At 72.2% G+C, this 13,339-nt stretch carries 15 protein-coding genes; 11 read left to right on the top strand and 4 right to left on the bottom strand.

The genetic code is table 11. The features are described from left to right. The first annotated feature begins 4 nt into the window (after positions 1 to 4). From SM450_RS13120 to SM450_RS13150, 7 genes are all read left to right on the top strand, one after another. Positions 5 to 580 (top strand): hypothetical protein, encoded by a 576-nt coding sequence (locus tag SM450_RS13120; RefSeq protein WP_474619990.1) that lies wholly within the window; start codon positions 5 to 7, stop codon positions 578 to 580. 46 nt (positions 581 to 626) lie between these two features. Further along, the gene (locus SM450_RS13125; RefSeq protein WP_474619991.1) at positions 627 to 1,292 is read left to right on the top strand and encodes a GntR family transcriptional regulator; all 666 of its coding nucleotides are present in this window, start codon (positions 627 to 629) and stop codon (positions 1,290 to 1,292) included. Between the two features lie 66 nt (positions 1,293 to 1,358). Beyond that, positions 1,359 to 3,152: an allophanate hydrolase gene (gene atzF / locus SM450_RS13130; protein WP_474619992.1), complete on the top strand. Its 1,794-nt coding sequence runs from the start codon at positions 1,359 to 1,361 to the stop codon at positions 3,150 to 3,152. Positions 3,153 to 3,187: 35 nt separating this feature from the next. Further along, on the top strand, positions 3,188 to 3,877 hold the full coding sequence (gene biuH, locus SM450_RS13135) for a biuret amidohydrolase (protein ID WP_474619993.1): 690 nt from the start codon (positions 3,188 to 3,190) through the stop codon (positions 3,875 to 3,877). 11 nt (positions 3,878 to 3,888) lie between these two features. Then, on the top strand, positions 3,889 to 4,581 hold the full coding sequence (locus tag SM450_RS13140; protein WP_474619994.1) for a cysteine hydrolase family protein: 693 nt from the start codon (positions 3,889 to 3,891) through the stop codon (positions 4,579 to 4,581). 12 nt (positions 4,582 to 4,593) lie between these two features. Beyond that, on the top strand, positions 4,594 to 6,222 hold the full coding sequence (locus SM450_RS13145) for a permease family protein (RefSeq protein WP_474619995.1): 1,629 nt from the start codon (positions 4,594 to 4,596) through the stop codon (positions 6,220 to 6,222). A gap of 36 nt (positions 6,223 to 6,258) precedes the next feature. Beyond that, positions 6,259 to 6,642 carry an AtzH-like domain-containing protein gene (locus SM450_RS13150; protein ID WP_474619996.1) on the top strand — a complete coding sequence of 128 codons (384 nt, stop codon included), beginning with the start codon at positions 6,259 to 6,261 and terminating at the stop codon, positions 6,640 to 6,642. Between the two features lie 104 nt (positions 6,643 to 6,746). Here the strand turns inward: SM450_RS13150 and SM450_RS13155 are convergent, their stop codons facing one another. The 3 genes from SM450_RS13155 to SM450_RS13165 form a co-directional block, all read right to left on the bottom strand. Beyond that, complete coding sequence (locus SM450_RS13155; protein ID WP_474619997.1) at positions 6,747 to 7,166, bottom strand: PPOX class F420-dependent oxidoreductase; 420 nt, start codon at positions 7,164 to 7,166, stop codon at positions 6,747 to 6,749. A 120-nt stretch (positions 7,167 to 7,286) separates the two neighbouring features. Further along, entirely contained in the window at positions 7,287 to 8,609 is a 1,323-nt protein-coding gene (locus SM450_RS13160; protein ID WP_474620073.1) for a CE1 family esterase, read from the bottom strand. 430 nt (positions 8,610 to 9,039) lie between these two features. Then, positions 9,040 to 9,843 (bottom strand): SDR family NAD(P)-dependent oxidoreductase, encoded by an 804-nt coding sequence (locus SM450_RS13165; protein WP_474619998.1) that lies wholly within the window; start codon positions 9,841 to 9,843, stop codon positions 9,040 to 9,042. Positions 9,844 to 9,921: 78 nt separating this feature from the next. Here SM450_RS13165 and SM450_RS13170 point away from each other — a divergent pair, with 78 nt between their 5' ends. The 4 genes from SM450_RS13170 to SM450_RS13185 are packed head-to-tail and all read left to right on the top strand — an operon-like array spanning position 9,922 to position 12,177. Next, positions 9,922 to 10,326, top strand: a complete 405-nt coding sequence (locus SM450_RS13170; protein ID WP_474619999.1) for a winged helix-turn-helix transcriptional regulator — start codon at positions 9,922 to 9,924, stop codon at positions 10,324 to 10,326. 50 nt (positions 10,327 to 10,376) lie between these two features. Then, entirely contained in the window at positions 10,377 to 10,874 is a 498-nt protein-coding gene (locus SM450_RS13175; protein ID WP_474620000.1) for a YcxB family protein, read from the top strand. A 19-nt stretch (positions 10,875 to 10,893) separates the two neighbouring features. Continuing rightward, positions 10,894 to 11,352, top strand: coding sequence for a hypothetical protein (locus SM450_RS13180; RefSeq protein WP_474620001.1), 459 nt, complete (start codon positions 10,894 to 10,896; stop codon positions 11,350 to 11,352). Between the two features lie 54 nt (positions 11,353 to 11,406). Beyond that, positions 11,407 to 12,177 carry a FadR/GntR family transcriptional regulator gene (locus SM450_RS13185; protein WP_474620002.1) on the top strand — a complete coding sequence of 257 codons (771 nt, stop codon included), beginning with the start codon at positions 11,407 to 11,409 and terminating at the stop codon, positions 12,175 to 12,177. A 1-nt stretch (position 12,178) separates the two neighbouring features. Here the strand turns inward: SM450_RS13185 and SM450_RS13190 are convergent, their stop codons facing one another. Next, positions 12,179 to 13,318 (bottom strand): mandelate racemase/muconate lactonizing enzyme family protein, encoded by a 1,140-nt coding sequence (locus SM450_RS13190; RefSeq protein ID WP_474620003.1) that lies wholly within the window; start codon positions 13,316 to 13,318, stop codon positions 12,179 to 12,181. Positions 13,319 to 13,339: the final 21 nt, after the last annotated feature.

Here is a 13,339-nt window from a genome sequence, read left to right on the forward strand (position 1 = left end):
CATCATGCGTACGAAGCTTCCCGTCGCAGTCCTCGCCGTCTCCCTGGCCGTCCTGGCCGGTTGCGCCGCTCTCCCGCGGAAGGCGGAACCCGGCGGTCGCCCGGAGGTGGCGACGCTTGAGTCGTCGAGCGCCGCCGCTCCCTCCGCGACGGCGCCCGCGCCTGTCGCGCCGGTGATCCGACCGGACACCACGACCGAGGAGCAGAACCGGATGAATCAGCCCTGGTTGCAGTGCCTGAAGAAGGCGGGCGTGCCGACGCGCACCACGGCGGACGGGTTGCTGGATCTCGCCGGCGGCGACACCGACGAGACGAACGGGCGCATCCTGTCGAACGAACCGAAATACGCGCAGGCGTGCGGGAAGCTCCGGCCGGTCCTGGCCCCGGAGCTGGACGAGGAGAAGAACCCGTACTGGGCCGACGACAACGAGAACTACCACAGGTGCGTCGTGGCGAACGGCAAGCCGCTCGTCAAGAAGGACGGCAGGTGGGTGCCGGGCCCCGGCTTCAACGACTGGGCGCCGAACGAGGCGATGGAGCTGGAGTGCCAGGCGAAGTCCTTCGACGGCAGAAAGGGCTAGGGCGGCCCGATCCGGACGGCGGGGTTCAGGTGGCAGACTCGTCGGAGTGAACGACGTGGCCGCATCGCCGATGGATGGCGAGCTGGAGAGTGTCAGCCTGGTGGACCTCGCCGTCACCCGGCTCACCCGGGAGATCCTCAGTGGCCGGAGCGACCCGGGCGAACGCCTGGTGGAGGAGCAGTTGACCCGGCGCCTGGGGATCAGCCGGGCGCCGCTGCGGGAGGCGCTGCGCCTGCTGGCCCAGCAGGGGCTGGTCGAGCACGTGCCCCGCCGGGGGGCCCGGGTCGCCACCCTCTCCGACCGCGACGTACGGGAGCTGTACGAGCTGCGGGACGTGCTGGAGCGCTTCGCGGTGCGGGCGGGTATCCCGGTGGGGCGGGAGGGCGACCTGGTCGGCCTGCGGGCGGCGCTGGACCGGATGCGGGAGGCGGTGCGGCTGGGCGACCGGATGGCGGTCGCCGGTTCGCACCGGGCGTTCCACGTCGCGCTGGTGGCGCTCGCCGGCAACCGGCAACTGTCGGCGGTGTACGACTCGATCCTGGTGAAGGTGCAGCTCTACATGGCGGTCAACCTGCGTCGTGAGGCGGAGCTGGCCCAGCCGTCCGACGGGGTGCACCGGCATGAGCGGCTGTTCGAGGCGGTCGCCGGGGGAGACCCGGAGGAGGTGCTCGCCGTGCTCTCCGCGCACGGTGCGCGCTCGTATCTGGGCTAGGCACGCGTCACGGCGTCGTTACGAACCGCTTCATCGTTCGTAACCGAACTGTCGACAATCGACAGTATGTCAGAGCGAATCGGCTCGATCGCGGCGCTGCGGGCGGCGTATCGCAGCGGCGCGACGAACGCCGCCGAACAGGCCGAACACGTCCTGGCCGGGCTCGCCGGGCAGGCCGGCGGACCGGTCTGGATCAGCACCGTCCCGGCCGGCGAGCTGCGGGCCCGCGCCGACGCGCTGACCCGCCACCCCGACCCCGACGCGCTGCCGCTCTACGGGATCCCGTTCGCGGTCAAGGACAACATCGACGTCGCCGGCATGACCACCACGGCCGGCTGCCCCGACTTCGGCTACCGGGCCACCGAGGACGCGCCAGTGGTGCGCCGGCTGCTCGACGCCGGCGCCATGCTCGTCGGCAAGACCAACCTCGACCAGTTCGCCACCGGCCTGACCGGCTCCCGCTCGCCGTACGGCTGTGGCGAGAGCGTCTTCGGCGGCGGCCTCATCTCCGGGGGCTCCAGCTCCGGCTCGGCCGTCGCGGTGGCCGCCGGCCAGGTCAGCTTCGCCCTGGGCACGGACACCGCCGGCTCCGGCCGGGTGCCTGCGGCGTTGAACGGGATCGTCGGCCTCAAACCCACCCGGGGGCTGCTCAGCACCGCCGGGGTGGTGCCGGCCTGCCGCTCGCTCGACTGCGTGTCGGTCTTCGCCGCCGACGTCGCGGACGCCGTCGACGTGCTGCACGCCGCCCGGGGCGTCTCGGCGGCCGACCCGTGGGGTCGCGCGCTGCCGGCGGACCGGGCGGTCGCCGGCGTGCCGGGAACGCTGCGCCTCGGCGTGCCCGGCACGGCGGACCTCGACTTCTTCGGCGACCACGGGCAGGCCGACCGGTTCGACGACGGCGTACGGCGACTGGGCGCCCTGGTCGCCGATGTGCGGCAGGTGCCGCTCGACGCCTTCTTCGAGGCGGGGGACCTGCTCTACCGGGGCCCCTGGGTCGCCGAGCGGCTCGTCGCGCTCGACGACTTCCTGCGGGCGCACCCCGGGTCGGTCCTTCCGGTCACCCGGACCGTGCTGGAGACCGGGCGCGGTTACGACGCGATCGACGCCTTCCGGGGCCTGCACCGGCTCCGCGAGCTGGCCGCCCGGGTCGACAAGCTCTGGCGGGAGGTCGACGTGCTCGTGGTGCCCACCGTCGGCACGACGTTCACACTCGACGAGATCGCCGAGGACCCGATCGGGCGGAACCTGATTCTGGGCCGCTACACCCAGTTCGCGAACCTGCTCGACCTGGCCGCGGTGACCGTACCCAACGGGTTCACCGACGCCGGCCGGCCGGCGAGCCTGACCCTGGTCGGGCCCGCGTTCAGCGACCTCACCCTGGCCCGGCTCGCCGCCGCGCTCACCGCCGGGGACGACCCGGGCGACGGGAGCGCGACGCCGGCCCGCCCACCCGGGGAGCTGCTGATCGCCGTCGTCGGGCGGCACCTGGCCGGCGAGTCCCGCAACGGCGAGCTGACCGGCCTCGGGGCCACCCTCGTCGGCGCGGCCCGGACCGCGCCGCTCTACCGGCTCTACCGGATGGACACCCCGGACGGCGAGGGACTGCCCGGCCTGGTCCGGGTCGCCCCGGCCGGTCCGGACGGGCAGCCGATCGACGTCGAGCTGTGGCGACTGCCGGCGTCCGCAGTCGGCGCGCTGCTGGCCGGGGTGCCGGCGCCGCTCTCGCTCGGCTGGGTGCGGCTGCACGACGGGCGGGACGTGCTCGGCTTCCTCTGCGAGGCGTACGCCGTGGGACCGCAGGTCGAGGACATCAGCGCCACCGGCGGCTGGCGGGCCTGGCGCCGCGCCGTGCGGCGGTGAACCGGACACCGTAACGACGACAGCAGGGAGCGAGGATGGGCAGCATCGGGCCGGTACCGGCCAATCCCTACCCGTGGCCGTACGACGGCGCGGCGGACACCACGCGTACCGCTCTGCTCTGCATCGACTGGCAGACCGACTTCTGCGGTCCGGGCGGCTACGTCGACGCGATGGGCTACGACATCGGCCTGACCCGGGCCGGGCTGCCGGCCACCGCCCGGCTGCTGGCGCACGTCCGGTCCCTCGGGATGCTCGTCGTGCACACCCGGGAGGGCCACCAACCCGACCTGTCCGACCTGCCGGCGAACAAGCGTTGGCGGTCGGCGCGGATCGGCGCCGAGATCGGCGCCGCCGGGCCGGCCGGCCGGATCCTGGTCCGTGGCGAACCGGGCTGGGAGATCGTGCCCGAGGTCGCCCCGGCGCCCGGCGAGGTGATCGTCGACAAGCCGGGCAAGGGCGCCTTCTATGCCACGAACCTCGACCTGGTGCTGCGTACCAGGGGAATCACGCACCTGATCCTCACCGGCATCACCACAGACGTCTGCGTGCACACCACCATGCGCGAGGCGAACGACCGGGGGTTCGAGTGCCTGATCCTCTCCGACTGCACAGGCGCGACCGACAAGGCGAATCACGACGCGGCGTTGCACATGGTGACCATGCAGGGCGGCGTCTTCGGCTGCGTCGCCACCTCCGACGACGTCATCGCCGCCACCACGGAATGAGGAGAAGCAGCATGGTGACCGTCGCCGAGGCCCGGCCCACCCCCTACACCTTCGACATCCCGAGCACCGCGCTGCTCGTCATCGACATGCAACGCGACTTCCTGGAGCCCGGCGGGTTCGGTGAGAGCCTCGGCAACGACGTCGGCCAGCTCCGCCGCACCATCGCGCCGCTTGCCGCGCTGCTCGCCGACGCCCGCGCCGCCGGCCTGACCGTCGTGCACACCCGCGAGGGGCACCTGCCCGACCTCTCCGACTGCCCGCCGGCGAAGCTGCGCCGGGGCGCGCCGAGCCGGCGGATCGGCGACCCCGGGCCCAAGGGCCGGATCCTGGTCCGGGGCGAGTACGGCCACGACATCGTCGACGAGTTGGCGCCGCGACCAGGCGAGCCGGTCGTCGACAAGCCCGGCAAGGGCGCGTTCCACGCCACCGACCTGGACACCCTGCTCGTCGAACGGGGCGTCCGCAGCCTCCTGGTCACCGGCGTCACCACCGAGGTGTGCGTGCACACCACCGTCCGCGAGGCAAACGACCGCGGGTACGAATGCCTCGTGCTCGCCGACTGCGTCGGGTCCTACTTCCCGGAGTTCCACCGGGTCGGGCTCGACATGATCGCCGCCCAGGGCGGGATCTTCGGGTGGGTCGCCGATTCCACGTCGGTACGCGCCGCGCTGCCCACCGTCTCCGTTCCGCAGCCCTCCTCCTGACCGGGAGCAGCCATGGTCCCCACCAAGCCCACCGCCGTTCCGCTCCCGTTCTGGGTGCGCGGCGACACCAACGCGTTCTTCGGTTTCGGCGTCAACGTCCTGGTCAACGTGCTCACCCTGACCGGGCTGTGCCTGGTGGTGGTGAACCTTCCCGAGGGGGAGGTGTTCGGCACCATCCTGCCGGCGCTCGGCATCGCCCTGGTCGCCGGCAACATCTACTACACGCACCTGGCGCGGCGGCTGGCCCGGCGGGAGAACCGCACCGACGTGACGGCCCTGCCGTACGGGCCGAGCGTGCCGCACATGTTCATCGTCATCTTCGTCATCATGCTCCCGATCTACCTGCGCACCCAGGATCCGGTGCGGGCGTGGGAGGCCGGGCTGGCCTGGGCGTTCATCATCGGCGTGATCGTGCTGATCGGCGCGTTCGTGGGTCCCTACATCCGCCGGTACGCGCCGCGGGCGGCCCTGCTCGGCACGCTCGCCGGCATCTCCGTCACGTTCATCTCGATGAATCCGGCCGGGCAGATGTGGCGGATGGCCTGGGTCGCCCTGCCGGTCTTCGCGCTGCTCCTGATCGGCCTGCTCACCGACGTGAAGCTGCCGTTCAACTTTCCGATCGGGCTCGCCGCGCTGCTGCTGGGCACCGCGATCGGCTGGATCGGCGGGGCGATGTCGGTGCCGGACGTCACGGCCGCCGCCCGGGACGTCGCGGTCGCCGTACCCTCGTTCCGGGTCGACCTGCTGCTCACCGGGCTCGGCGACATGGCGCCGCTGCTGGCGACGGCGATCCCGCTCGGGGTCTACAACTTCACCGAGGGCATGTCCAACGTGGAGAGCGCGGCGACGGCCGGGGACAACTACAACCTGCGCAGTGTGCTGCTCGCCGACGGCGCGGGCGCGGTGATCGGCGCGGCTCTCGGTTCACCGTTCCCGCCCGCCGTCTACGTCGGGCATCCGGGCTGGAAGGCGGCCGGCGGCCGGAGCGGCTACTCGATGGCGACCGGCATCGTGATCGCGGTTCTCTGCTTCCTGGGCATGTTCGGCCTGCTGGCGACGATCTTCCCGACGCCTGCCATCGTGCCGATCCTGCTCTACATCGGGCTGCTGATCGGCGCCCAGGCGTTCCAGGCGACGCCGCGGGCGCACGCCGCCGCCGTGGTCGCCGCGCTCGTCCCGAACATCGCGGCCTGGGCCACCAGTCAGATCGACAACGCCCTGGCCGCGGCCGGCACCACCGCCGCCGCGGTGGGCGACGACGCGCTCAACGGCGCGGGCGTGGTCTACGACGGGTTGCTGGTGCTCGGCCGGGGCGCGATCCTCGCCGGCCTGGTGCTCGGCGCGATCGTGGTCTTCATCATCGACAAGCGGTTCCTCCGGGCCGCGATCTTCGCCGGCACCGGCGCGGTGCTGTCGTTCGTCGGGCTGATCCACGGCGAGAAGATCGAGTGGAACGCCAACGGCCCGGTGGCGCTCGGCTACCTCTTCGTGGCGGTGATCTGCGCGGTCTTCGCGCTTACCCGCCCGACGCCCCGGGTGCCCGACCCGGAGGAACAGGAGCTGGACCGCCGGCACGACGGCCCGTCCGTACCCACCGGCCCGGCCGCCGTCGAGCAGCCGGCGCCGGCGGTGAGCGGCTGAGGCCGGCGGACCCGACGGCGGAAGGGAACGAACCGGATGGAGATCGACCGGGCGGACGTGGTGGCCGAGGTCGCGGCGGCCTTCGCCGGCTACGAGCAGGCGTTGGTCGACGGTGACGCGGACCGGATCTGCGGCTGGTTCTGGGATTCCGGGCGGACCGTGCGGTTCGGCCTCGCCGACCACCAGTACGGCCTGGACGAGCAGCGCAAGTGGCGGGCCGCGCAGCCGCCGCTGCCGGCCGGCCGCCGGCTTGTCGATCCGATGGTCACCACGTTCGGACCCGACCTCGCGGTCGTGACGACCCGGTTCGGGTACGCCGGGACCGCCGCCACCGGCCGGCAGACCCAGACCTGGGTACGCCTGCCGGCCGGCTGGCGGATCGTCACGGCGCACGTCTCCGAACCCGCTTCCCCCGACTAGGATCGGCCCGGCAATCCTCGTCGGACGGAAGTGTCTCCCCACGCCCCTGACCTGATCGCCCGGGACGCCGGGCCGGAGGGTTCGCCGCCGGACCGCGTGCGGGGTCAGCCGGCCTGGCTGTTGTCCTTCAGCGCGCCCCACCCGTGCCAGCGGTCGATGTCGATCAACGCGCTGACCCGGGCCCGCTCCCGACGCGGATACGGCCCTCCGGTGTAGTGCCGCGCGATCCGGTCGATGTCGGCCAGGCCCTCGTCGTCGCGCAGCTCGGTGACGCGACCCATGATGCTCAGGTGCGTGTACCAACCCTGCTCGTCGAGCACGGTGAGGGTGACCCGGGGGTCCTTGCGGAGGTGCGCCAGCCGGCGACGGCCCTCATCCATGTTCACCAGGATCCGGCCGTCGTCCCAGAGATACCAGGTGGCCGCGGAGACCGGCTGCCCGTCGGGGCGCAGCGTGGCGATGACTGCGGGGTTCGGCTTGCGCAGCATGGCGACGGCGGGCTCGGGCAGCGGCGGCTTCGACATGGATCTCCTCTTCGCGACGGTTCTGCCTCCGCACTGTACGTACCGGACGCGCCCGTCGCTGGCCCTACCGCGGACGCGGGCCCGGAGCCGGGTGGCTCCGGGCCCGCGTCCGCACTCCGGTCAGGAGCTGGTGCAGGTGACGTTGCCGGGCGCGGTGGCGCCGTTGCCGGTGGCGGTGAACCCGAAGGTGGTCGAGGCGTTCGGGGCCAACGTGCCGTTGTAGGCGGCGTTCTGGACGCTGACGTTGCCCGTGGTGCCCGTGTTGACACCGTTCCAGAGGCTGCTGATGGCCTGGCCGCTGGCCATGGTCAGGCGAACGGTCCAGCCGTTGACGGTGGCAGCGGTGTTGTTGGCCACGGTGACCTCACCCTGGAAGCCGCCCGGCCAGGTGTTGATGGTGCGGTAGGCGGCGGCGCAGCCGGTCGGCGGGGGAGTCGTCGGCGGCGTGGTCGTGGGCGGGGTCGAGGTGGGCGGCGTCGAGGTGGGCGGGGTGCTCGTCGGCGGCGTGCTCGTCGGCGGGGCGGTGGTCGGCGGCGTGGTCGACTCGAACTGGCTGAAGAACCGCCAGATCTCGCCCGACGTCCAGGTCCGGGAGTCGTTCGGGCTGCCCGAGCCGTCGACCGGGCTGGGGGTGTGGTCGCCGTCGAACGCGGCCCACTGCACGGGGTAGCCGGACCGGCAGCCGGAGTAGGTGGTGGTGATGTGGCTGAAGCTGTTCAAAGCCGGCTCGCGTGGGCTCTGCGCGGTGCAGCCGTTGTTCCGGACGAACGTGTCCCGCAGCGACCGGCCCATGGAGATGTTCAGCACGCTGTCGTGGGTGCCGTGGATGCCGAAGTAGGGCACGGGCGCGGTGCCGCCGTTGCATCCGCTGAGGTTGGCGCCGGACAGGACGGCGACCGCGCGGATGACGCTGGCCCGGGCGCAGGCCACCGCGTAGCTCATCGCCCCGCCGTAGCTCCAGCCGAGCGCGAAGCGCTGGGTGGTGTCGACGCAGAGGTCGTTCTCGACCTGCCGGGAGATGTCGTCGAACAGGGTCAGGTCCCGGCCGTTGGTGTTGGCCCAGCCGGCGTCGATGCCCTGCGGCGCGACGAAGATCGTGCTGTTGTTCGACAGCGGCAGCAGCCCGTAGTAGCCGGCCGACGCGACGTTGTTCGCCGAGCCGTTCAACCAGTGGAAGCCGAAGACCAGGCGGTAGGGGCGGTTCCGGTCGTATCCGTCCGGGATCCGCAGGATGTAGCTGCGGTTCTGTCCGCTGCTGGTGATGGTGCGGGTTCCGTTGGCGAGCGTGGGCGCCTTGCCGCAGCCGGCGGTCGCGGCGAGCGTGCCGTTCGTCGCGGCCTCCGCCGCGCCGCCGAAGCCGGCGTTGAGCACGCCGGCGGCGGTCGCCGCGAGGAGCACGGTGGCGGCAGCGAGGGATGAGAGGAGCTGTGTACGTTTCACTATGGCTTGCCTCCTTGCCAGTGGTGGTGGTCCGGTGCCCGGGCGCGCGAGGGTTCGCCTGCGGGAGGGCGTGGGGGACGGGGCATGTGGCGGGCCGACTCGTCCGGCAACGACCTGCGGTCGGCTGCCATCGGCGCAACGGCCCGGACTGGTCACCGAGCGGCGGGAGGTGTGCCTCGTCGGCGCCTTCCGACTGCCGGGGTGACCGGGAGCGTGCCCTTCGCTCCCTGTTCCGAAAGATAGCAGTTTATCGATAACATTTTCAACCGCTCAGGTTCCGGCACGCGCCCCGGTGGCCGGTCGCGCCGGCCGCGTTATCCCCGGTCAGATGAGGCAATCCCCGCCTTCGAGGCGCGCTGGGGCCGCCGAAACTCTCGCCCGTGCCAACCGGAAACTTCCGGTCGGCACGGGCGAGATCGCTGACTGTTAACGCTCACAGTGAGTGCGCGGTCAGCTCCTCCGTGAGGTCCATCAGGCGGTCGGCGTTGCCCGGGTCGAGTGTGGGGAAGCTGAGCGGAAGCTGCCGTTTCCGGTCGACCGCGGTCAGTGGCGCGGTCGGTGGCTCGTCCAGGAAGCGGTGGATCGGCGCCACCGCCTTCGCGACCGGCTGAGCCATCAGCGAGGCCGCGGCCAGCAGCCCGCGGACGACGAGCGGCATGGCGCTCCGGTCGCCGCTCCTGGTGAAGCCGGGGTGGTAGAGCACGTACCGGGCGCGACTTTCGGACCGTCGGGCGAAGCCGACGCCGAGCAGGTCGTTGGCGCGACCGGCCTGGAGTTGCGCGGTGACGGCCGAGTAACCCGACTCCAACTGCGGATCCGACCAGCGGACCCCGCCCCGGGTGACACCGACGCCGGCAACGTTGACGATCACCGGCGTGGCGGCCCGGTCCAGTGCCGGGCGCAGCCCGAAACTGAGCAGGTAACGACTGAGGTAGTAGAGCGCGAACGTGCGCTCCAGGCCGTCGGCGGTGACGATGCGACGAGGCGTTACGGCATTGGCGAACAGCGCCAGCGCGTCGACGACGGGGTAGGCCGTGACGAGGTGCTCGACGACCTGCCGGGTTTCGGCGACGCTTGACAGGTCCACGGGAAGGAAGGTGACCGAGGCTTCCGCCAACGCCTCGCCGCGCTCGCGGTTGCGGCCGAGGACCACGACCTGGTCTCCGCGTTCGGCGCGTTCCAGGGCGAATGCGCGTCCCATCCCATTCGTGCCACCGCTGACCACCACGACTGCCATGCCGCCCCCCGACTACCGTTTCCCACTGACCGTGCTCATCCTGGACGGGTGACCGGCGACGCGAAAGAAGGCACTTTCATGGCCACAGGGAACACAGGTGTGCGTACCGTGCTGCCCGGGCACCTGTTGCCGGAGCCTGTCCCGGCCGGCGAGTACGAGGACTGCCCGGTCACCGACGTGTTGCGACGGGTGAGCGACAAGTGGACGCTTGTCCTTCTCACGCTGCTGGGGCGGCGGCCGTACCGGTACAACGAGTTGAACCGAGCCGTCGAGGGCATCAGCCAGCGGATGCTCACCCGCACGCTGCGCACGTTGGAGAGCGACGGCCTGGTCGAACGGGACGTGCTTCCGACGTCGCCGCCGAGCGTCGAGTACCGGCTGACGCCCCTCGGTGTCAGCCTGCTGGAGCCGCTGTCCGCACTGGCCGGCTGGGCGGTCGACCACCACGCCGAAATGATGGCGGCCCGACGCGCAGCGGCCTGAGGTTCGGCGGGGCGCGAGCCCGCCGCCGCGCCTGGCACTATCGTTCGGGCGTGCACATCCGTTTCGACGTCCCGGCCGATCCCGCCTACCCGGGCCGCGTGGCCGCCGCGCTCGGCAGAGTGCGGCTGCGCAGGTTCGGATACGTCGGCGCGGCGCTCGCGGCGGTCGGGGTGGTCGGTCTCGTCGTCTCCCTGGTGGTCCCGTCCGGCGGCCGGTTCGCGTCGCTGTGGACGGCGCTCGTCGTCGGCGGTCTGCTGTCGATGCTCTACTCGCCCTGGGTGCGGTGGCGCGCCCGACGCCGCTCCGGCCGCTACGCCGTCGACGGCGGCTACGACATCACCGACGACAACATCATGATGCGCAGCGGCTCGGAGTCCGGCGGCATCGCCTGGGACGGGGTCGCCCGGGTCGAGGACACCCCGGAGTTCTGGATCGTGTACGTCGGCCGGATGCCGGCGACCGTGATCCCACGCCGGCTGATGAACCCCGGGGACGACGACACGTTGCGCGCCTTCATGGCCGGACGCGGGCTGCTGCCGCGCACGTGATGATCGATAGACTCCGGTGATGCGATACGACGAGCTCGAAGCGGCGATTCTCCAACTGGTGAGCGATGCCGGCGACGAGAGTCTCCGCGTCTTCGGCGCCGAGACGGTGGCCCGCATGGTCCGGGCCGAGGACCTGCTGACGGAGGACGAGCTCGACGAGGACGCGGCGGCGGCGATCGCCGTGGCCTGTGCCCATGCCCCGACGGCCGGCGCGGCCGAGCTGCGCGCGCTGCTCACCCGCATCGACGACGGTATCCTCAGCGACGGGGACATGGATCCCGCGCTCCTGACCGTCATCTCGGCGCTCGAACACCTGACGACCTACCGGGAGACGGGCCGGCGCGACGAGATCTACGAGCTGGCCATCCGCTCCGTCGAGCAGGTCGACCACCAGGTCTCGGCCGCGCTCGACGACTTCCTCGCCACGCCGGAGATGGCCGCCGAGTACGAGCGGATCCGGCGCCTGCTGACCGCCTAGGGCCAGCCGACCGCGGCCCGACCGGGCCGCGCGGCGCTGCACTAGGGTGTGGCCATGACGGCTCGCGTCGATGGGTTCGCCTTCCCACCTCGCCGCCCGGCGGAGCGTCTGGGGGTGGCGGTGGTGAGCGAGCTGGTCGAGCTCGTCGTCACCGGCCAGCTCGGCGAGGGCGAGATGCTTCCCCCGGAGGGGCCGCTCAGTGAGCACTTCGGCGTGAGCCGCACGGTCATCCGCGAGTCGGTGAAGCGGCTCGAGGAGAAGGGCCTGGTGGTGGTCTCGCAGGGCCGCGGGACCCAGGTCGCCCGGGTCGGCTCGTGGAACATGCTTGACCCGATCGTGCTGTCCGCGCTCATCGACAACGACGAGTCGCTTGGTGTCCTGGACGAGCTGACAGTCGTCCGGGGCAGCCTGGAGGCGGCCATGGCGGGCACCCTGGCGAGCCGGCGGACGACGGAGGAGCTGACCCGGGTCGAGCACGCGCTCGCGGCGATGCGTGAGATCCGGCACGAGACCGACTCGTTCCGGCAGGCGGACGTGGTCTTCCACTTCACGGTCATGGAGCTGTCCCGCAACCGCCTGGCGGAGAACATCTGCAAGCGGCTCTACCGGCGGGCGCTGGAGAGCAGCCGCTACCACGGCCTGAAGTACGAGAGCGCGTTCGAGTCGACGCTCGACGAGCACGCGCGGGTGGTCGATGCCATCTCCCGCCAGGACGTGCCGGGCGCCGAACGCGCGATGCGGGACCACATCGTCGGTTCCTGGCAGCGCCGCCGGTTCCAGGGGCCGTCCGAGGAGCCGGGGCCCGGCGACGCCGCCCAGGGGTGACTCAGCGCTCGGGGACGAGGCGCAGGCCGGCGCGGTCGGGGCGGACGTGCGGACCCGCCGCCGCGGGCGGGCCGGTGAGCGCCCGAGCGGCTTCGAGGCGTTGCTCGTCGACCCGGATGCCGAGGCCCGGCAGGTCGCCGAGGACGATGCCGCCGTCCGCGATCTCCTGGTCCACCTCCAGCCCGATCGGCCAGGAGAAGTCCTGGATCTCGCAGGCCAGGTGGTTGGGCACGGCGGCGGCGGCGTGCGCGAGCGGGTTGCCGTGGTATGCCACCGGGCTGACCGGCAGGTCCCGCCCGTGCGCCACGGCGGCCGTACGCAGGAAGTGGGTGATGCCCCAGACGCTGCCGACCTGGACGACGTCGACGGCGTCCGCGTCCAGCAGCGGCCGGTACTGTTCGAGGCCGGTGAGGTTCTCGCCGGTGGCGACCCCCGCCCGGACGCCGCGGCGGACCGACGCGAGACCTGCCGCGTCCCACCGGCGCACCGGCTCCTCGATCCAGGTCAGGTCGACGGTACGCTCCAGCGCGGTGACGAACCGGACGGCCTGTGCGCGGTTCCACGCCTCGTTGGCGTCGAACATCAACGCCGGGCGGGGCGAGTTGCGGCCGAGGATCGCCCGGACCGCCTCCAGCCGGCGCCGGTCCCGCTCGACGTCGTGGCCGCCCTTGAGCTTGGCGGCGTCGAAGCCGCGCTCGGCGAAGCGCTCGTACAGCCGCCCGAGCGCGTCGTCGTCGAGTGCGATGTCAAGCCCGGAGGCGTAGCCGGGGACGAACCGGTCCGCGGCGCCGATGGTGCGCCAGAGCGGTTCGTCGGCGGCCTTCGCCTTGAGATCCCACAGCGCCATGTCGATCGCGCCGATCGTCCCGAACGTCGCGCCGGCGTGGCCGGTCTTGAAGACCTGGTTCAACATCCGGTCGTACAGCGCCGGGGCGGACCGGGGATCCTCGCCCTCGATCGCGCGGAAGAGCCGCTCGACCTCCGCGTGCGGGCCGACACCGACGCCGTCCAGGCCCGAGTCGGTCTCCAGGATCAGCACCGGCACGTCGGTACGGGTTTCCGGCATGACCCCGTTGGCGTCGCCGATCAGCCGTCCCCAGTCGTGCGCGGTGGTGAGGCTGCGGTAGCCGGTGACCTTCACAGTGGCTTCCCCTCGTCGGTG

The sequence above is a fragment of the Micromonospora marincola genome, assembly GCF_056150385.1.